22 protein-coding genes and 1 pseudogene are annotated in these 18241 nt (G+C 47.8%); 13 read left to right on the forward strand and 10 right to left on the reverse strand.

Annotated elements, in window-relative coordinates; genetic code table 11:
* Positions 1-42 precede the first annotated feature (42 nt).
* Both LACSTY_RS02885 and LACSTY_RS02890 read left to right on the forward strand, forming a co-directional pair.
* Positions 43-369, forward strand: a complete 327-nt coding sequence (locus LACSTY_RS02885) for a type II toxin-antitoxin system RelE/ParE family toxin (RefSeq protein ID WP_414973778.1) — start codon at positions 43-45, stop codon at positions 367-369.
* A 19-nt stretch (positions 370-388) separates the two neighbouring features.
* A complete protein-coding gene (locus LACSTY_RS02890; RefSeq protein ID WP_087911652.1) occupies positions 389-718 on the forward strand; it encodes a helix-turn-helix transcriptional regulator in 330 nt (109 codons plus the stop codon).
* Between the two features lie 137 nt (positions 719-855).
* Here LACSTY_RS02890 and trpA read toward each other — a convergent pair whose 3' ends face one another.
* The 6 genes from trpA to LACSTY_RS02920 all read right to left on the reverse strand — a co-directional run bounded on the left by trpA (position 856) and on the right by LACSTY_RS02920 (position 6576).
* Positions 856-1668, reverse strand: coding sequence for a tryptophan synthase subunit alpha (gene trpA, locus LACSTY_RS02895; protein WP_087911653.1), 813 nt, complete (start codon positions 1666-1668; stop codon positions 856-858).
* On the reverse strand, positions 1661-2881 hold the full coding sequence (gene trpB / locus LACSTY_RS02900) for a tryptophan synthase subunit beta (RefSeq protein WP_087911654.1): 1221 nt from the start codon (positions 2879-2881) through the stop codon (positions 1661-1663). Before trpB ends, trpA begins: the two co-directional genes overlap by 8 nt.
* Positions 2865-3464 (reverse strand): phosphoribosylanthranilate isomerase, encoded by a 600-nt coding sequence (locus tag LACSTY_RS02905; RefSeq protein ID WP_087911655.1) that lies wholly within the window; start codon positions 3462-3464, stop codon positions 2865-2867. The genes trpB and LACSTY_RS02905 overlap by 17 nt, the downstream gene beginning before the upstream one ends.
* A gap of 2 nt (positions 3465-3466) precedes the next feature.
* Positions 3467-4246, reverse strand: coding sequence for an indole-3-glycerol phosphate synthase TrpC (trpC, locus tag LACSTY_RS02910; RefSeq protein ID WP_087911656.1), 780 nt, complete (start codon positions 4244-4246; stop codon positions 3467-3469).
* Positions 4243-5268: an anthranilate phosphoribosyltransferase gene (gene trpD, locus LACSTY_RS02915; protein WP_087911657.1), complete on the reverse strand. Its 1026-nt coding sequence runs from the start codon at positions 5266-5268 to the stop codon at positions 4243-4245. Before trpD ends, trpC begins: the two co-directional genes overlap by 4 nt.
* A gap of 789 nt (positions 5269-6057) precedes the next feature.
* Positions 6058-6576 carry a PadR family transcriptional regulator gene (locus tag LACSTY_RS02920; protein WP_010493505.1) on the reverse strand — a complete coding sequence of 173 codons (519 nt, stop codon included), beginning with the start codon at positions 6574-6576 and terminating at the stop codon, positions 6058-6060.
* 146 nt (positions 6577-6722) lie between these two features.
* Between LACSTY_RS02920 and LACSTY_RS02925 the strand changes: the two genes are divergently transcribed.
* The 4 genes from LACSTY_RS02925 to LACSTY_RS02940 all read left to right on the forward strand — a co-directional run bounded on the left by LACSTY_RS02925 (position 6723) and on the right by LACSTY_RS02940 (position 9930).
* A complete protein-coding gene (locus tag LACSTY_RS02925) occupies positions 6723-8186 on the forward strand; it encodes a YhgE/Pip family protein (RefSeq protein ID WP_087911659.1) in 1464 nt (487 codons plus the stop codon).
* A 47-nt stretch (positions 8187-8233) separates the two neighbouring features.
* The gene (locus tag LACSTY_RS02930; protein WP_087911660.1) at positions 8234-8818 is read left to right on the forward strand and encodes an NAD(P)H-dependent oxidoreductase; all 585 of its coding nucleotides are present in this window, start codon (positions 8234-8236) and stop codon (positions 8816-8818) included.
* Positions 8819-8932: 114 nt separating this feature from the next.
* Positions 8933-9076 (forward strand): hypothetical protein, encoded by a 144-nt coding sequence (locus LACSTY_RS02935; RefSeq protein ID WP_005684115.1) that lies wholly within the window; start codon positions 8933-8935, stop codon positions 9074-9076.
* Positions 9077-9453: 377 nt separating this feature from the next.
* Positions 9454-9930: an Hsp20/alpha crystallin family protein gene (locus LACSTY_RS02940; protein WP_010493513.1), complete on the forward strand. Its 477-nt coding sequence runs from the start codon at positions 9454-9456 to the stop codon at positions 9928-9930.
* On the opposite strand, the pseudogene LACSTY_RS14720 reads toward LACSTY_RS02940, so the two are convergent.
* Positions 9924-10150 (reverse strand): annotated as a pseudogene (locus LACSTY_RS14720) (hypothetical protein). The gene LACSTY_RS02940 and the pseudogene LACSTY_RS14720 overlap by 7 nt on opposite strands.
* 207 nt (positions 10151-10357) lie before the next feature.
* On the opposite strand from LACSTY_RS14720, the gene mutY reads away from it, so the two are divergent.
* The 7 genes from mutY to LACSTY_RS02975 all read left to right on the forward strand — a co-directional run bounded on the left by mutY (position 10358) and on the right by LACSTY_RS02975 (position 15144).
* The gene (gene mutY, locus LACSTY_RS02945; protein ID WP_191981865.1) at positions 10358-11473 is read left to right on the forward strand and encodes an A/G-specific adenine glycosylase; all 1116 of its coding nucleotides are present in this window, start codon (positions 10358-10360) and stop codon (positions 11471-11473) included.
* A gap of 114 nt (positions 11474-11587) precedes the next feature.
* The gene (locus tag LACSTY_RS02950) at positions 11588-12379 is read left to right on the forward strand and encodes an alpha/beta hydrolase (protein ID WP_087911662.1); all 792 of its coding nucleotides are present in this window, start codon (positions 11588-11590) and stop codon (positions 12377-12379) included.
* Positions 12376-13044: an NAD(P)H-dependent oxidoreductase gene (locus LACSTY_RS02955; protein ID WP_087911663.1), complete on the forward strand. Its 669-nt coding sequence runs from the start codon at positions 12376-12378 to the stop codon at positions 13042-13044. Before LACSTY_RS02950 ends, LACSTY_RS02955 begins: the two co-directional genes overlap by 4 nt.
* On the forward strand, positions 13041-13220 hold the full coding sequence (locus tag LACSTY_RS02960; protein ID WP_087911664.1) for a hypothetical protein: 180 nt from the start codon (positions 13041-13043) through the stop codon (positions 13218-13220). Before LACSTY_RS02955 ends, LACSTY_RS02960 begins: the two co-directional genes overlap by 4 nt.
* Before the next feature lie 78 nt (positions 13221-13298).
* The gene (locus LACSTY_RS02965) at positions 13299-13823 is read left to right on the forward strand and encodes an HdeD family acid-resistance protein (RefSeq protein ID WP_087911665.1); all 525 of its coding nucleotides are present in this window, start codon (positions 13299-13301) and stop codon (positions 13821-13823) included.
* A gap of 225 nt (positions 13824-14048) precedes the next feature.
* The gene (locus LACSTY_RS02970) at positions 14049-14324 is read left to right on the forward strand and encodes a type II toxin-antitoxin system RelB/DinJ family antitoxin (RefSeq protein ID WP_087911666.1); all 276 of its coding nucleotides are present in this window, start codon (positions 14049-14051) and stop codon (positions 14322-14324) included.
* A gap of 187 nt (positions 14325-14511) precedes the next feature.
* A complete protein-coding gene (locus LACSTY_RS02975; RefSeq protein WP_087911667.1) occupies positions 14512-15144 on the forward strand; it encodes a hypothetical protein in 633 nt (210 codons plus the stop codon).
* A 109-nt stretch (positions 15145-15253) separates the two neighbouring features.
* On the opposite strand, the gene thiD is transcribed toward LACSTY_RS02975, so the two are convergent.
* The 3 genes from thiD to LACSTY_RS02990 form a co-directional block, all read right to left on the reverse strand.
* Positions 15254-16075 carry a bifunctional hydroxymethylpyrimidine kinase/phosphomethylpyrimidine kinase gene (gene thiD / locus LACSTY_RS02980; protein ID WP_047107306.1) on the reverse strand — a complete coding sequence of 274 codons (822 nt, stop codon included), beginning with the start codon at positions 16073-16075 and terminating at the stop codon, positions 15254-15256.
* A gap of 134 nt (positions 16076-16209) precedes the next feature.
* Entirely contained in the window at positions 16210-17271 is a 1062-nt protein-coding gene (locus LACSTY_RS02985; protein ID WP_025013224.1) for a hypothetical protein, read from the reverse strand.
* Complete coding sequence (locus tag LACSTY_RS02990; protein ID WP_010493547.1) at positions 17264-18100, reverse strand: hypothetical protein; 837 nt, start codon at positions 18098-18100, stop codon at positions 17264-17266. The genes LACSTY_RS02985 and LACSTY_RS02990 overlap by 8 nt, the downstream gene beginning before the upstream one ends.
* Positions 18101-18241 lie beyond the last annotated feature (141 nt).

Below are 18241 nucleotides of genomic sequence, written 5' to 3' on the forward strand. Positions count from 1 at the left end.
GAATATACCTTCATGGTAATATGCCATAAGAAGGTTAGGGTGTTGATGGAGGCTAGGGCGAAGAACAACAGACTGGAAAGACAATTAACAGATCCGCGTATACGAAATCGAATTTTCGGAACTAGTGTCGGTAGAAGAATTGCGGCGAGAATTGATGAAATTGCAGCGGCGACAACGTTGGATGACGTGTCCAGATTTCCACCATCACGGCTTCACGCGTTGAAGGGTGATCGGCAAGGAATATTTGCGGTTGATATCAGTGCTAATTATCGACTACTATTTATTGGATTTGATGACGAATATCAAGAATCTGTGGATACTGCAGAAATCGTGGCAGTTGTTTTTGTAGGCATTGAAGATTACCACTAAAGAAGGAGGTCCTTCACTTATGTTTGAAGTAGACTTTAATGATTCAGTACCCATGAACATTGTGCCAATGACTTCGGCAGCTGATGCGTTGAAGGAATTGATGGCGTATCACAATATTACGCAGTCTGAGTTTGCGGAGCACATTGACGTTTCGCAAAAGCAGCTCTCATTTATTTTGAATCGGCATGCGTATATGAGTATCAATGTTGCGCGGAAAATTGAGCAAGCCACTGGTCTTAGTGCTAGATGGCTTTTACAACTTGACTTCAATTATCGGTTGTCACAGGCTGAGACCGATGACCTTGCTCAAGTTAAACGATTTGACTGGGCGAAATCCCAAGAGAACTGACTTAGTGGTGTGTTGCATAGTGTCGAACATAAAAAATCGTGAAGCCCGTGTGAAGCTTCACGATTTTTTATGTTTTGCTCGCTGGGATAGCTGAGTCTTTTTACGGCCCGCAAACTGGTAAGCAGGTGAAGTCAAAGTCATCTAGCGATCGAACTGCTTGATACTGCGGAGGTTTTTGGGCTATCAATGGCTGTGCGGATTTGTTTGGTGAACGCCTTAATAGCCATCGGCGCCTGTTGGTTTTCCTTGGCGACAATATCAACAATCGCGCTGCCGATGATGACGCCATCGGCAAGTCCCGCCATTGTTTGGGCTTGTTCCGGCGTATGAATGCCGAAGCCAATGGCAGTGGGAACCTCAGTGTAACGCTTGATTTCTGCAACTAAGTTTTTTAGACCTTCGTAGAATTCGTCGCGTTCGCCAGTGATACCCACAGATGAAACAACATAGATAAAACCTGAGGCACTTTTGGCGATTTTTTCGATCCGGTTGCCGGAAGTCGGCGTGATCAATGGAATAATCGCAATGCCATATTTATCGGCAATCGGAACGATTTCGTCGCGACTTTCGTAAGGCAGATCGGGAATTACTAAACCCGAGACACTCAGCTCAGCACACCGTTTTAAAAAGGCGTCGTAGCCATACTTGAAGACGATATTTAAGTAGGTCAGGAAGACAATCGGCACAGCGGTTTCCTTCCGTGCGGCTTCAACAATCTCAAAAACGGTGTTGGTGTGAACATCAGCTGCAAAAGCCCGTAAGCCTGCCGCTTGAATAACCGGACCATCAGCAACCGGATCGGAAAAGGGGATACCTAATTCCACAATGTCGGCGCCGCCTTGTGCAAGTGCCACAATGTTCTTGACAGTGGTGTCAAAATCCGGGTCGTTAGCAACGATGAATGGAATGAAAGCTTTATGATTTTTAAAAACAGCGGCTAAATTAGTCATCAACATCTACTCCTTTATACTTGGCGATGCTCGCCACATCTTTATCGCCGCGTCCGGATAAGGTACAAACAATAATTTGGTCTTTTGCCATGGTGGGAGCAATCTTTTCTACGTAGGCAATGGCGTGGCAGCTTTCGATGGCGGCAACAATGCCTTCTTGTTTTGCGATGTATTCAAATGCCTGTACTGCTTCGTCGTCAGTGATCCCGACATACTGGGCGCGACCTTCTTCAGCGAGTGCGGCGTGTTCCGGTCCGACACCGGGGTAGTCAAGGCCGGCAGAAATGGAATACACTGGATCGATTTGGCCATCTTCGTTTTGCATGAATAAGGATTTCATCCCGTGGAAAATGCCGACAGATCCGCGTTCGATTGTGGCTGCGGTTCGCGCGGTGTCCAGGCCTTTACCTGCTGCTTCAACGCCGACTAGTTGGACAGAAGGGTCATCAATGTAATCGGCAAAACTCCCGATAGCATTGCTGCCGCCACCCACGCAGGCCACGACCATGTCCGGCAAGCGGCCTTCTTTGGCTTGTAGTTGTTGCTTGGATTCTTTAGAAATAACACTTTGAAAATGTTTCACCATTTCCGGAAATGGCGCCGGACCGACTGCGGAGCCGAGTACGTAGAAAGTGTCATCGCTACGACTTGCCCATTCTTGAAGTGCCGCGTTAACGGCATCTTTGAGGACCATCGACCCAGTTGTGACCGCATGGACTTTTGCCCCCAATAAGGTCATGCGATAAACATTTAACTTTTGGCGATCGGTATCTTCTTTTCCCATGAAGATTTCACAATCCATGCCCATCAAAGCAGCGATGGTGGCAGTAGCAACGCCATGTTGGCCGGCGCCGGTTTCGGCAATCAATCGGGTTTTGCCTAAATGTTTAGCGAGCAATGCCTGACCGATCACATTGTTGATTTTGTGGGCACCGGTATGATTTAAATCTTCACGTTTTAGATAAATTTTGGCGCCGCCCAAGTCTTGGGTCATGTTCTTGGCGTAATAAAGCAGGGATGGCCGGTTGGCGTAATTCACTAATAAGTCATTGAGTTCCGCTTTGAACTGGGGATCGTTTTTTAATGTATTGAATGCGTGCGTAATCTTTTCCAGTTCGGTCATCAATGTTTCCGGGATATACTGGCCGCCAAAGTCTTTGCCGTAGCGGCCGGTGCGGGATGGTGGTTGAGTGGTTTTATTTAATGTTGTCATAGGTGATTTCCTCTTTTGCGTTTTGGATGAACTGACGAATTTTGTTGGCGTCTTTGTGGCCTCCGGTTTCAACACCGCTGGACACGTCGACGATGGTTGGATGCACGGTTTGAATTGCCCGGCTGACATTGTGTGGGGTCAAACCGCCAGCTAAAATGAGTGGTCGAGTGATGTGCGGAATGGCTGATAAATCAAGTAGTTGCCCGCTGCCTTTGCCGCTATCGACCATGAGATAATCAGCAGGAGACGCTAGGTCAACGTTTTGCCGTTCAAAAACCTGAATGACCTGCAGGCCGGCGCGCTGAAGTTGGTTGATCACTGTCGGCGTGCTATGCCCATGGAGTTGGGCAACGTCAATTGCGCCGGATTGATAGGCAGCAAGGATAGCGGCGACTGGTTCATCAACGAAAACGCCAACCGCCGTGATGTCATCGTTTAAGAGCTTTCGCAGTGACAATGCCTGTTCAAGCGTCACCTGATGGCGGCCGCCAGCAAAAACAAAACCAGCAAAGTCGGCTCCGGCGGCGTTGACCGCGAAAATGTCATCAGGACGCATGAGACCGCAGATTTTAACTTTGGCCATTTTTAAGCCTCCTTGAATGCTGCGATTAATTGTTGCTTCTGCTGTGACCGCATAAGAGTTTCACCGATTAATACGGCGTCAAACCCTGCCGCTGTCAGCTGATTGACGTCTTCTTGGGTTTTGATGCCGCTCTCCGCAATCACAGGGATATCATCAGGTACCATGGCGCGAAGTTTTAGACTGTTGGCAAAATCAACTTGAAAGTTTTTGAGATTGCGATTGTTAATACCGATTATTTTTGCCTCTGATCGCAGTGCCCGCGTTACTTCGTCAGCTGTGTAGGCTTCAACAATTGCTTGCATGCCGAGGCTTTCAGCAAGCTGGCGATAATCGCGCAGCTGTTGGTCAGTAAGGATTGCGACGATGAGTAAAATGATAGAGGCACCATTTGCCTTGGCCTCATAAATCATATAAGGATCAATCGTAAAGTCTTTACGTAGCGTGGGTACTGAAACAGCTTGACTAATCTCGTTTAAATAGCGAAGATTGCCACCAAAGTAATCTGGCTCGGTCAGGACGGAAATGGCGTCGGCGCCTGCCTGATCGTAGGCTTTTGCAATGGTCATGTAGGGAAAATCGTTGACAATTGTCCCTTTAGAAGGCGAGGCTTTTTTAACTTCAGCAATGATGTGTAGGCCGGGCTGTTTTAAAATGGTGAGAAAGTCTTTTTTTAAAGTGAGTGGTTGATTTTCGGCAATGCGTTTTAAATCAGCCAAAGATTGTTGCTGTTGGTGGCGGACTAGGCGACGTTTGGTGGCAAGAACTAAATCGTCTAGAATCATGCCACCACGTCCTTACGTTTGGCGGAGAAGGCTAGCAGGCGATGGAGTTCTTCGAGTGCCTGACCGGTATCAATGGTTTGTGCCGCTAATGCGATGCCTTGCTGCACGGATAGTTCGGGATGCGCCAGATGCAGTGCCGCGCCGGCATTCAGTAAGATGATGTCGCGGTGTGGGCCAGGGTTGCCGGCTAAAATGTCTCGGGTTATTTGGGCGTTAGTTTCAGGCGTTCCACCAATTAGATCGGCACGTTGACTGCGCGCTAGGCCAAACTGTTCAGGAGTGATCGTGTACTTCGTCAGGTGGCCATCGCGTAATTCGACCACGATAGTTTCGTCGGCAGTCGTTATTTCATCGAGTCCATCGCGGCCGTGAACGACCATGGCATGGGTGACGCCAAGTTTTTTCAGCACGTTAGCCAATGGTTCCAGCAATGTCTCATCATAAACGCCGAGTAACTGGCGGGTTGGGTGCGCCGGATTGGCTAGCGGACCGAGAATGTTGAAAATGGTTCGGAATCCAAGTTGCTTTCTAACCGGTGCCACGTATTTCATAGATTTGTGATATTCTTGTGCGAATAAGAAAGCTAAATTGTTTTTCTGAAGGCTCTCGTAACTGACTGCCGGGGTTTCATTGATATCCAAGCCTAAAGCTTCAAGGACATCGGCAGCCCCGCTTTTAGATGAAGCCGCGCGATTCCCGTGTTTGGTGACTTTGGTACCAGTTGCCGCAACGACAATGGCGCTGGTGGTTGAAATATTGAATGTGTTGGCATGATCCCCGCCAGTCCCGACAATTTCCAAAACGTCCTCGGTTTCAGGGAAGGCAAGCGCGTGGCTTCTCAGCGATGCCGCAGCACCGACAATTTCGTCAATGGTTGGGCTCTTGGCAGTCAGAGCAGTTAATAAGCTGGCAGTCTGCACTTCAGAAGCCGCGCCGCTCATAATTTCATCCAAAACAGCTCGGCTTTCTTCAAACGTTAAATCCTGATGGTTAACGACTTTTTCGATGGCTTGTTTAATCATGATGGTCCCTCCAGATTTGGTTGTATTTTCCTTTTTGCGTGTGTGAGACTTGTGAAAATCGCCATCGTTTGATTTCCTTGGTTGGTTTCATTTGGGGGAACCTCCTTTGAGTTTTATGTGTTGGGGTGGAAAGAGCTGGTGTGTGAGAGCCTCGGTAGCAATGGGCAAATACCGCGTTGACAAGGAGTCGTTCTATTGTGGGCAATTATGGTGTTGGGATTTCGTTTTCTATAACGCGCTCTCAGTCGCAGAAATCTACGTGTAAGGACCTCATCCCTAAATGGCCAAAGCCCAGCCATTTAGGGATGAGCCCGCTTACACTCCGATTTCTAAGCGCTCCTGTTCGCGCTCATAAAAAATCCGCCCATAACTATTTCTAGTTAAGGACGGATTTTCCGCGGTGCCACCTTAATTTGATCAATTGAGTCTTCGACAAATAACCCACACAGTTTTGTCTAAAGTGCCCAATTCATCACGCTTAGCAAGGGACTATCATCCCTCCGGCAACTGACGTATGCCTTGACGTTTCTCCGTACTCGCGAACTTTCGGGAGAACCCTCCGTGGTCCATTTAATCATCTGCGTTCGATTGCACTCTCAGCAACGGCAACTCTCTGTGCGCGCACAATGATCTTGATCTCCACATCATCGGTTTTTCATGGACGAATTATTAATGATTGATTTGAATATTAGATTCATTCCGGAAAAATGTCAACGATTTTAATAAAGTTTTTTAGATCTTCATCTTGAATGTATCCAATATGGATTGATAAGCCTTGCCCACGGAGCGTCAGTCGGTGGATTTTGCTGGCGTTAGTTCGCGCTGCAGCACCTTTAACTGAGCTTCATACTCTGCAATACCAATCGTGAAGGAAAGTTTCTGCGGAGGCGTGATGTTGGGCCATTCTTGCAAGCGATCCTGTAGTTTATCAATTTGTTCTTTTAGCCAGTTGACTTGTTCCTGCATGATGCGGGTCAGGTCAGCTGGCTTTTCGTATTCGCCGAAGTATAGCCGCATGAGAAAGTCGGAGTGGCGTGTGTCTGGCAGCGTAGGGGTGGTCAGAGAAGCTTCGAATTCTTTTTTGCCTGCTGGGGTAATTGAATAGATGTTTTTGTTGGGGCGGCCAGCTTGGACCACCATTTTTTTAGATACTAGGCCGTTTTTCGCTAGTCGCCGCAGTGTCGGATAGATCATACCAAACGAAGCATCGTAGAAATGGCTGAAAATATCTTTAAAAACTTCATTGAGTTCGTAGCCGGTACGGTCTTTTTTATAGAGCAGACCGAGAATAATTTGTTCGTTGTTCACGGGAATCCCTCCTTAGTGGATGCCCTTACTGTACCACAAGCATATTAACGAAAACAATATTAATGGTTGACACTTACACGAACGGGTAGTATTGTCATCCATATGAACGACGTAAATACACACGCAAAACATATGGAGGCATGCAAATGTTCAAAAGCGAATGGTTAGCCGTCCTTAAACGGCCAATGGTAATGGTAGTTCTCTTTTTCATCACCTTGATCCCAGCGATCTACTCTGGTGTCTACCTTTCTTCTATGTGGAATACTTACCAAAATACAAACAATCTACCTGCAGCGATCGTGAACAACGACCAAGGTACTAAAGAAAACGGGAAATCGGTGCATGCGGGGAAAGACCTGATCAAAGGCTTGGTCAGCTCGGGCTCTTTGCAATATGAGGTGACAACGGCTGCCAAAGCAGAGAAGGGATTGAAAAACGGCCAGTATTATCTAGTGTTGGACATTCCTAAGAACTTCTCTCGGGCTTCGCGGTCATTGCTCAGCACCAAACCGACCGCCATGAATCTCACTTATAAGGTCAACACTGGCCAGGATTATTTTGCCGGACAGATTGCCAAAGGGACCGCAACGGCGATTCAAGCCAACCTCAATAAGGAAATTTCATCCATCTACTACCGTAATTTACTGGCCGGCATGACGACCAGTGGCACAGGGACAAGCAAGCTACTGGCGGGAGAACAAAAAGTAGCTGCTGGACAGACATCCTTGGCTAAAGGCATTGCGCAACAGACGCAAGGAATCCAGAAGCTAGCTGAAGGAATCCCTAACACGGCAAGCACGGCTGAATTGCGTTCTGCTGTGGGTCAGCTGACGAGCTCCGGAACCCAACTCAGCCAATCAAGTCAAACGTTGGCACAAGGAACCGCCAGTCTACAAGCCGCTTTGCAAAAAGCCAAACAAGCCACACCAAAGCTATCTACAAAAGCGAAGAACATTTCGCTCTTAGCTGCCCCGGCGCACTTGAAACGGGTCGATGTTTCCAACACGCCGACTAATGGGGTCGGTATGGCACCTTTCGCCATCTCGATCGGCTTATACGTGGGTTGTATCTCGCTGAGCTTTATGTATGACATGTATTCGCCGAAGAAACGGCCGACTCATGCAATGGCTTGGTGGTGGAGCAAATACAGTTTGTTACTAGCCTTGGTGGGCGTCCAAGTTGCACTTCTGGGCGTGGTTGTCTTGAAATGGCTTGGCCTCAACCCGCTTTCGGTAGTGAATACGGTCGTGGCAATGACTGTGACCGCCATCACTTTCATCACGTGTGTCTTCGGGCTGAACGTCATTTTAGGGGCATTTGGTAAATACTTGGTGACCATCCTTTTGATCCTGCAGCTAGGGGCGTCCACGGGAGTTTATCCGCTTGAAACGGCCAACGTATTCACGAAAATATCCAGTCCGTTTTTGCCAATGACTTATGGGATCCATGCATTGCGCCAAGGGATTTCTATCGGTGGCAGCATGTCCCAGGACTTGCTGGTTATGGTTGCCGTGACAGTCGGTATCAATATTCTTGTCATGGGTAAGTTGGAATGGGACCGGCGGCGAGGAAAGTTTGTTGACTTGGCTGAAGAGCTTGTGACGGTGTGACTTGCGGAAGTAGCCAGTTTTTTCGACGCAGAAAGGAATAGATCCTAATGACCAAATTTTTAATTATCTATACGCATCCATACAGCGGCAGTTTCAACCATGCCGTATTAGAAAAAGTGCAGGAAAAACTGCAACGGCAGGGTGACACGACTGATGTGATTGACCTGTATCGAGATGAGTTCAATGCGGCGTATGATGCAGAAGAATTGAAGTTGTTTCACGCCGGTCAGACTCACGATCCGCTGGTCACACAATATCTGCAGAAGATCAAGGCTGCAGAGGCACTCATCATCATCACGCCGATTTGGTGGAACGATATTCCGGGGATGCTCAAAGGCTTCATCGACAAGGTAATGAAAGAAGGACCTGGACTGACGCACGTGGTGACCAAACGTGGGGTACAGGGAACGCTAACCAATATCAAAAAAGGATATATCTTAACCACCTCAACATCGCCGACTTTTTACCTACGTTTCTTCTGCGGCAATGCGGTTAAAAAAGTGCTGATTGGAGCGACTCTGAAGCAGCTAGGGATCCGGCATGTTCAGTGGTCGAATTTCGGCGGGATTACCAATTCAACCGAGGGACAACGGCGGCTTTACTTGCAATCCATTGATAAAAAGGCCTTTTGATGCTCTTGTCCGCAGTTAGATTAAAATTTGGTGTGTCAGGGAGGCGTTTAAGTGGTATAACAGAAGTTGAAAGGGTCAAACCTTCTAACTCACACCAAAAAGAGGCGACATCACATGGCATCATTGAGCAAAGAACAGAAGAAAGCTTTGATCGCTAAGGTCGAAAAGGAGCGCCAAGAACATCCTGAAAAGAAGCCTAAGAAGTCAGGTTTCGAAACGATTGACGAAGAAGCAGAACGCCTTGAAAATGAAAACTAATTTTTAGCTAAGTCACGGATCCTAAACAAGAATTTGTTTAGGGTCTTTTTTTGAGCGCGTTATAGAAAACAACAGTCCAAACTATGTTTACAGACAATAGAACCAACACCGAACGCCGCCAAGATCACTTGCCGCCAAAAATACAGGCACTTCGATCCAACAAAGGTATAGGTAAATACACAACCCGAAAACACAATGATGACGCCCCATAACAACTGCAAACCAAACTTTTTTCAAAAAACTTTAGCACTCGGCGTTCACAAGTGCTAATTTGTGGTATAACTATAGGTGGAGCGAGGGAGAAGGAACAAAGGCTCCGGAGCTAAGATCGTTCTCCTGAATCCCCAAAGTCTCTGATTGAAAGGAAGTTATCTGTTATGGCTAATGAAGTTATGAATCGTCGTAATAATGAGTTGATGAATGATGTTAATGATCCGTTCTTTGACAACTTGGCACGTCGGTTCTTCGGCCCGGTATCTGACTGGATGGATTGGGCAACTCCTTCCATTGCCAGCACGGCCGTCAACGGATTGCTGACTGACGTTAAGGAGACCAAGGACGCTTACGAAGTTCATGTTGATGTTCCTGGGATCGACAAGAACAACATCAAGTTGAACTACCATGATGGCATTTTGAGCATCAATGTTCACAAGGATGACATCACAGATCACGCCGACAAGAACGGCAACGTCATGATGTCCGAACGCAGCTATGGCACGATGAGTCGGAGCTATCAACTGCCAAACGTTGATGACAGCAACATCAAGGCAAGCTACAAAGATGGTGTTCTCAACATCACATGCCCAAAGTTGACTGAATCAAAGGAGTCTGGTCACAACATTGAAATTCAGTAATGGATTGAGTAGTGTTTGTCGTCAGGCGGCTCAAGACTCACGAACTGCATCGCAAGCATGATCAGAAGCGGCACCACTGTCGTTGATGGGCAAAACCCAGTAGTAAGCAAAACGAATCGATGAGAATTGCAGCAGTTGCAGTGATCATTGAACCGTAAAAAGGAATCACCTCTGCGATACGTATGATCGTAGGGGTGATTTTTTTGTGAGCGTGAGCCAGCCCGCTTAGAAACCGGAGTGTAAGTGGCCTTGGGCGTGATGGCGGTCTTTGCCATTGCGTCCAAGGTCCTTACACGCAGGTTTCTGGGCTGGCAAGCGCGTTATAGAAAGCGAAACTTAACCATTCCATTGCCTCAAATAGAACAATCCCCATCCAGCCACCAAACAGTTCCCCAACACCAAACTCCATGGTAAGCTAATCCCTATGATGACAAACAACAAATTAATGGATTGGCCGCCAGAAAAAGTAGCGGCGTTTCAACAGGCACTTTTAGATTGGTATGATAGCCATGCGCGGACGCTGCCGTGGCGGCAAGACCACGACCCTTATCATGTGATGGTGAGCGAATTAATGCTCCAACAGACGCAGGTGCAGACAGTTATTCCGTATTACGAACGCTTTATGACACAGTTTCCAACTGTCGAGGCACTAGCCGCGGCGCCGGAAGCCACGGTTTTGAAGGCATGGGAAGGTTTAGGTTATTATTCGCGGGCGCGACGCCTGCAGCAGGCAGCGAAACAAATTGTGAACGATTATGGCGGAAAATGGCCGCAGACGTCAGTCGAGTTACAAACATTGGCAGGCATCGGTCCTTATACAGCCGGCGCGATTGCTTCCATTAGCTTCGGCGAAGTTGTGCCTGCCATTGATGGCAATGCGTTTCGGGTATTTGCCCGCTTGTTCAAAGTGGACGCCGATATCGCGCGGCCGCAAACGCGCCAAGTGTTTTACGATCTGATTCGCCCATTAATTCCAAAAGATCGTCCTGGTGATTTCAATCAAGCCGTGATGGATCTGGGTTCAAGCTATATGTCCGCCAGTCACCCGGATCCCGAACACTCACCTGTGCGTGATTTTGATGCGAGTTACCGTGATGGCGTTGTGGCAGATTATCCGGTTAAAACGAAAAAACCGCGACCAGTTGTGCATCGCTATTTTGCTTTAGTAATACGCTCCGATGCTGGTTACTTATTCGAGCAGCGTCCTAGCACCGGGATGTTGGCAGATTTATGGATGTTCCCATTGATTGATATGGCGGATCTCGAAGCAACCATGATGAGCGATCAACTAGATGAAGTGAGCCGGATTTTTGGGGCGTCATCAGGCTTGTCCTTAACGTTTGCCGATCTTGGCGTCAAACAGGTTCAGCATACGTTTACCCACCAACGCTGGCAGATGACGTTAATCGGGGCCGATGCCAAGGCTGAGGAGCTGAAGTTTATCCCTGCACGATGGGTGGCGCCTAAAGATTTCGGGAAGATAGCATTGCCGACCGTCCAGAAGAAGCTGAATCAGGCGCTAGGATTGGATGATTCAGATTAGATTCCAGGCCATTCATGTCGCGATTAGCAGCAAGCTGAAGCGGGCCAATTTTTAGCTGTTTTATCGAAAAGGGCGTTATACTGTGGTCATCGTGATGATTGAGAGGCGATTATTTTGACAGTTAAAGTCACCAAAGATATTGCTTATGGCGATGCTCCTTTACAGAAACTCGATTTCTATGAACCGGAAAAACCAAATGATGCGGCGATTCTTGATATTCACGGCGGCGGTTGGTTTCGCGGCGAAAAAAATAAGGAAGGCAGCATGGCCGAACGCTTTGCTGCGCTTGGCTACACGGTTGCCGTTCCAAACTATCGGTTAGCACCGGAAGCCTTTTTCCCAGCGGCGCGTGATGATGTTTTAGCGGCTTTTTCATGGCTGCGTGATCATGTGGAGACGAAAAAGCTCGGCGTTTTCGGATCGAGTGCTGGCGGTTCCTTATCGGTTGACGTTGGCTTGGCTGAAGGTGTGCCGATGGTTTCGTGGTCGGGGATTTTTGACATCCAACAGTGGTTTGCGGCACACCCAAAAGTCGTGGCGCAACCTGATACCAAAACCGATTTCGTGAACACGGCGAGTGCTAAAATCGATCAAGGCGGCCGGAACGATCCATTTTACAAGTGGTTTATTTTGAATTATGTGGATGCAGATGAGACCAAGTTTCCGCAAGTTGAACCGTTTGAACGCTTGACAGCGCAGGCCGGTCCGATGTATCTGGCTAATTCACAGGAAGAGATCATTCCAGTGAGCGGCATTTATCAGCTCGGCCAAGCAGCCGCAACGTTGGGCGTGCCGGTGACATTGCAGGTCATCCCCGGCGGCCAGCATGCGGAAGGATATCTTGCCGAAGCGTGGCCGGGCACGGTCGCATTCTTAGCACAGCATTTACTGAAGGGATCAAATTGAAGACACTAGTGGTTGTTAGCCATCCGAATATCGAAAAAAGCGACACACAGCAGTTTCTAAAAGCCAGTGCCGCTTCTTTGTCGCAAGTTGTGTGGCACCATCTAGATGAGAACTTGCCGTTTGATGTCGCTGCCGAGCAGCAAATGATTCAGGAAGCTGACCGGATTGTCTTGCAGTTTCCGTTGTATTGGTACATGGCGCCGGCAAGCTTGCATCAGTGGTTGACAGAAGTTTGGGTGAAGCAATTCGTTTATGACGCACATGGCGGCCTTTTGAAAGGAAAGTCGTTGGGCCTCGTGGTGAGTTTTAGCCAACCGGAATCGGCCTATCAACTTGGCGGCCAGGTAGGGTTTAGTTTGAGCCAATTTTTGGCACCTTATGCTGCGTTGGCAGAAAAGACCGGCTTGCAGCTGTTGACGCCATTGGCCATTGCCCGATTCGCCAACCAAAATGACTCGGAACACCAGCAATTATTGATCCGCTACCAGCAATATTTGACGTTGCAGTATCCTGATAACTTTGAAGCGCAGGCGCAGTGGTTTATCGATCGGTTGCAGGAAGACCCCAAGACGACCATGCTAGCTGACCAACTGGCTACGCAAACCGATGAAATCGACCGCTTGCGTTTGACGTTACACGAGTTGAAGGAAGGTGAATCAGAGTGACGACCGATGAACAGTGGCTGATTAACACGGCTGCCCAGCATGAAAAAGATGCGGTATCTTATGAAAAGGCGGCCTTCTTTGCGGCGTTACAAACTTTTGTCGCGCAGCAAGCCGAACGCCGCGAACAATTGGAAGCAGAAATCGACGGCCGTAGCTGGAATCATGAGCAATGGTAAAGTTCAGTCTGACGACGGAGGGGCATTGCCGGGCAATATGCTATGCTTTAACTAGCAAAACAAGGGAGCATCGGATATATGCAAGCAATGTTTGATCGTCTTCAACGGTGGTCGTGGTTACGCGGCCTGCTTATGATTCTGATCGGGGCCTGGATTTTAATTGAACCCCACCAAGTCTATCGTAGTTTTCTATGGATCGTGGCTGCGGTGTTGATTGTTGCGGCCATTCCCAAGCTGGTCGACGGCTTCTCGGCTAAAAAGCGCTCCGGAACTTATGGCACGTCACTTTTCACAGGCATCATCTATCTGCTAGTGGCACTGCTTTTGCCGGCGATTGTCATGCCACTGATGAGCATGGGGCCGTTTATCATCGGCATCGTGTTGATCGTTTATGGCATCAATAAAATTATGAGCGCCCGTCATCAGCAGCAATACGTGAATGTCGCACCGTGGCCAACCATCGTCTATGGCGTTGCCCTCATCATTATCGGGGCGGTCATGGTGATTAATCCATTCAGAACTGTGATGATGGTCTTCTCGCTGTTTGGCGGATTGCTAGTCGTGATGGGGATTTTGCAGTTGTTTGGTAGTAAGCAAAAATAAAACCTATGTGTAGAAAAGCCGCGGATCATGATGTCCGCGACTTTTTGTTTACGATCAGAATTTATTAGCCATTGTGGCATGCACATGCATGATCGGGGTGGGTGTTGCTCACAAACAGAATTCTTCATCAACTCAGTATCACTTACGACTGGCATTTGTTATTGTAGTCTAATAAGCATTGTGCAGTGTATGTGTATCAGGGGGGAACAACGTGGAGGTAAAGGTTTGCAAGATAATGGGAAAAAGAAAGTGACCATCGCGGTTAAGGTTAGCCAAGCCGATCAGCAGCGAGCTGCAGGAATATTTGAAAGCCTAGGCCTTGATTTAGCAACAGCTATAAACATTTTCATCAAGAAGAGTATTGCTGAAGGTGGATTTCCTTTTGAGATCAAGGATCCATTTTATAGTGAGGCCAATCAAGCAGAACTTAGTCGGCGTTTCCAAAAGGTGGTCAGCAGTCAGGATATCCATTCTCGTCAGTTATCGGAGAATGGGAAGTAACCATTGAAGTAACCATTAATGTACAAGGTGTGCGTGGATGAAACAGGCGGCGTTTTTACCCTTTGATTTCAACATCGGCCAAAACAGCACCAACTCAAGCCCCAAACAAATTAATTGTGTTTCACCGCCAACATCGCTAAACTCTGTGGCAGGAATGTGATAAGCGCTTACAGAGAGGGGCAATGAAATGAGCGAATTTAATTGGGAGGAAGTCGAACAGGACGAATATTCACGTTCGGCAACGCCAAGTTTTGTTAAATTGACGACGCGGAGTTATATCACGGCAATGGGGGTTGCGCCGAATCGGTTAGCCGATGAAACGTTTACCGATTTAGCAGCGGCTGTCACGGCAGTAGCCAAGCAAATCAGCGAAGGTCCTAACGTTGGCATTAAGATCCCGAATTTTAAGGCGTATCGACCTTATCCATTGCAGGCGGTTTGGTCAGGCGGTGACAAAATCAGCAATCGCCATGTTTTCCGGATATGGCTCAAACAACCGTTGTTTATTGAAAAGGCACAATTTACGGATGCATTGGCGCAACTTGATTTTGATCCCGCCATCGCCAAACAGCTGCATTTTGAACAGTTGGCCGAGGGTTTTGAGATTCAGAGTTTCAGCGACACGCCGCTGGACGATAGCGCAGCTGCTTTGAAGCGGATTCAAACAACGATTGCGGACAATCAGCTGGTGCCGAAGTACAATGATCGTCATCGTGAAGTTTATGTGGCGGGGTATTCGAAAACAGCACCTGTCCTTTTGCGAGTGGCGTTAGACGAAAACTTTGGACAGATTGATGAAGACCAGGTTGTCTATAACTAATGGCTGATGGTGATATTTAGCGGTTATTGGTGGTTGACCAAACTAAAATCGGTGCAGGAAACTGTCTGGGTTTCCTGCACCGATTTTGTTTTGCAGTTCTGTGCGTTGTTCAGTTTTGCGGGTAAACGATCTGATTGGCCCAATGATTGATCGGTCCATATTGGTGACCAACGGCAATGGGATGACCGATCGCCTGGTTCGTAAAGCGTTTGGCAATGCGAATGGCGTCTTCGATCGTGTTACCTTTACCGATTTCAGCGGTAATGACGGCTGACAGTGTATCGCCGGTGCCATTGACCCGGTCGGTATTGTGGTAAGGTTCGCTCAGCCAGAAGGTTTTGCCGCTTTCCAGCAACACGAAGTCGCGAACTTCTTTTTGCTCAGGATTATCGTGTGCGCCTTTTAGAACGACATTCTTAGCTCCGGAATCTTGCAATTGATGCGCGGCTGCTTCGATGTTGGCATCCGTATCAAGTTTCATGCCGGTAAGATGCTCGGCTTCGTAGTGATTCGGCGTCACAACAGTTGCCAGCGGGATGAGATCATTTTTGACAGCATCATACGCGTCTTGTTCCAGCAACATGGCACCATGTTTGGTGATAATGACCGGGTCAACTACCAACGCGCCAAAATCATATTGCTGCCAGTTCTTGATAATATCCTGCACCAAAGCGCGATCAGCCAACATCCCGGTTTTGGCCGCGCGGATTTTCAGGTCAGCGGCCAACGACTTGAATTGGGCATCGATGAACGGCAATGGCATTACCATGCTGTCCTGAATGCCATAGGAATTGCCGGCAACAGCAGCGGTCAAAACGGTGGCACCATACACACCGCGCATAAAGAAGCTATGCAAATCGGCTTGAACACCGGCGCTGCCGTCGCTATCTGTACCGCCAATCGTCATTACTTGCGGAAATTCATTAGCCATGGAAAAACCTCCCAACAAATTGTGAGCGTGAGCTGGCCCGGTTAGAAGTCGGAGTGTAAGTAACCGAAATATCCTCACACGTAGATTTCATCACCAGCGAACACGTTAAGCTGCCTGATTTGTGATGATTAACCTTAATTAAACGCCCGTTTCTGCGGCAACACAGCTTTGAGCCATTCGCCAATAAACGGATATTGCCGGTTTAATTCAATTACCTGAGTTTCCGGATCCGGATACTTCAGATAAACCATATTATTATCAGGATCAATCAGAACTGTAAAGAGTTTTTGATTTGGCAGCGGTAATTCGTAGACACCTTTTTGTTTGCCTTGCCGCATTAAAATCGCATTGTTTGACGCAATGACAAATAGTTCGTCTAAAGCAGGAGAGTTATTGCCGGCAGCAACCCGCACGACTAATTTGAGATGGTGATTGACCAGTTCTTCCGGAATTGTCGTCGATGCCCATTCGAAGCGATCACTTTTCACATCTTCCGAACCCAGATCTTTCCAGTCGTGGCCGTCTTCATCCAGAATCTGATAATCGAGCACTTTACTTTCAAGATCTAAGGTGACATTAATGCTAAAGGCGCCTGCTTTGACAACCGTCTTTTTGGCAACTAATGGCTTGAGGTTGTCGAAACGGGTCTTGAAGTGTAGCCCATTGACAGGTTGTAAGACTGTTTCATCAATTGATGAGAACTGGTAGCCGCCTTGGTTAAGTGCCTTGGTCAACGCAGAAAGTGCCTTGACTTCATCGTCATCGTACGGCAACGCATGACTGTCGCTTGCGGTTATCTGCAATAAGGTTGGCAGATTGACCGCTTTGAGCGTCGCATCGGCGCTTAAAGGATTCACAATCGTCAATAAGGTGTTATTGTCGTTTTCGGTTGCCTGAATGAGCGTGATTTCGCTATGCTGTGAATCGGTCGTTGTATCTTTGAACCACAACGTTTGCAAAAAGTTGGCCGGAATTGACGCCATGTTTTGCAACGTCTGATAGAGCTTATCGCGCATGAGGCCGGTGTAGCTGGCTAATAATGCCGTCAAAGCGTCGTCATTGGCGCCCCATAGTGGGGAATCAGCCAGACGGTCGGTTTCGGTTTGATAAGCGGTACTAATTTGTTGCCGTAATTGGGAAACAGATAGGGGCTTGGCAATTAAGGCAGCCAGATGTGTGTCATTCAGATTAAGCATTCGTGCGGCCTCCTTCAAGCTTTAATGACTGCATGAAATCGTCCTTTAGATTGGCAAGGACATTTTCAAATTCAGCAACGGAACTGTAAGTATTCATGACGGCCTGATATTCATAGCGCGTGATGGCTGCAGAAACTTCCAGTTCGCGTTTGCGCTTGTCGAAGGTGTCATCAGCAGCCAGCTTTTCTTTGTCAAAGCGGGCTTTGAGTTGTGAAGCGTCTGCGGCTGAAGTTCGGGATGTCGGTGCAGGATCATCGTCATCGTTTGGATCGATGAAGTTCTTCAACAAGCCGCGGAATCCGCTACCGCCTTGGGCAGGTTGGTCGCGTTCCGGCGCAGCCTCGGCTTCGAGATTATCGATTTGCGTGTGCAGCGAATCAACATCGCGATACACTTCCTTGCGCATCGCGTCTAGTTGTCGATCTAAATAATGATCAGGATCAGCGGAAAAGGCTTCTAATTGCGGCAGAATTTTGCGTTGCTCATCGGTCGACTGGGTGATGGCGCGTAAAATAACATTGATATGACCGAAGTCACGGCGGTGATACCAGTTCCCGAAATAGACGGTTCCTTGATCGTTGACCTCAAAAAAAGGGATGTGCTGACGCAAAAAATCAATGAACCCGATTTGCAAAAAGTCGTGCAACTCGGCTTGGGCGCTTTTGTCGTAGGCTAGGATGTAACCAGGGGCTTCTTCGATGTCTAGCCGCAAGTTTTCGGCGGTTGCATCGATTCCCTGATATAAGCGATAGCGTGATTTTTTATGCCAGGCATCGGTAAAATCACTGAAGAATTTTTTTTGGTAAGTTAGACTCGTTTCGATTGACATTTAATATCCTCTCACATTCTATCCGGTTATTTTAAGTGTACCGCATAAACAGGCATATAAGGAAGTTTTATTCTCATTTTTGCCACAGAGAAGGCTGAATCAGCCGCTTTCATCGAATGCATGCTAGAATGAAATCAAATC

The sequence above is a fragment of the Lacticaseibacillus styriensis genome, assembly GCF_030770295.1.
Taxonomy (GTDB): Bacteria; Bacillota; Bacilli; order Lactobacillales; family Lactobacillaceae; genus Lacticaseibacillus; species Lacticaseibacillus casei.